This is a genomic window from Acidovorax facilis (assembly GCF_023913775.1).
Lineage (GTDB): Bacteria > Pseudomonadota > Gammaproteobacteria > Burkholderiales > Burkholderiaceae_C > Acidovorax > Acidovorax facilis.
The window spans coordinates 1-786 of record NZ_JAMXAX010000317.1; the positions used below are offsets into that span (position 1 = coordinate 1).

Annotated in this window: 1 pseudogene; it reads right to left on the reverse strand. The window is 62.7% G+C overall.

Features of this window, described 5'->3' with window-relative positions:
• Positions 1–127 precede the first annotated feature (127 nt).
• Positions 128–490, reverse strand: a pseudogene (locus tag NFX52_RS30385) (DUF932 domain-containing protein); the annotation flags it as partial.
• Between the last annotated feature and the right edge of the window lie 296 nt (positions 491–786).

Sequence of the window (786 nt, forward strand, 5' to 3'; positions counted from 1 at the left end):
TTGAAGAGTCTCTAGCCGCTGCCTCCTATGTCCCGTGTTGCATGGCCGCCTTTACGAGGCGGGTCAACGTAGCACTGGACATAGTTCGATGCTGGACATAGTTCCGCCTATGCCCAACGGGACATAGTCTGAACATTCCTGCCAGCATCTGGTAGCTGCTGGTGCCGTCATGGGAGTTGAGCAGGATGATTTCGTTGGCCTCGCGGCCATTGATCTGGCTCGCGTGGCGCAGCCGGATCATGTGCTTGGTGAAGTCGCGCCGCCCTTCCTGGCGCACACGGGTCTGGCAGACCATGAAAGGCTGGAACCCCTCCCCTCTCAGTTCCTGCAGCACGGTGGCCGTGGGGATGTAGCTGTAGCGCTCGGAGCGGCTGCCGTGTGGGGCCTGCGCGAAGATGGACGGGGCCACAGCCCTGATCTGGTCATCCGACAAGGGATGTTCGGAGCGCAGCACCGGCGATTGCGGTGCGAAACGGGATGCCAGTTGCATGGTGATTTCTCCTGACGAAGTTGGCTGTTGAAGAAGCCTCACCGGATTCCTAGATTCAGAGCCCTCTTCGGGCTTCCGGTGGGGTCGGCACGAAGAACCCGGTTGGCCTCGTTGCCACCGTCTTTCCTGAGTTCGTCGCCCGCGACGGTCAGGAGCGCGCGGCCGGGTTCCGTCAAGGAAACAAGCGCAGGGTGGGTGCGGCCCGCAGGCGCAGCCGAGGACACGGCCCTGCGCGCCTTGACGGCACCCGGCCGCGGGCTACAGTCGCGAGCAAGGTGATGGATTCAGGAAAGATG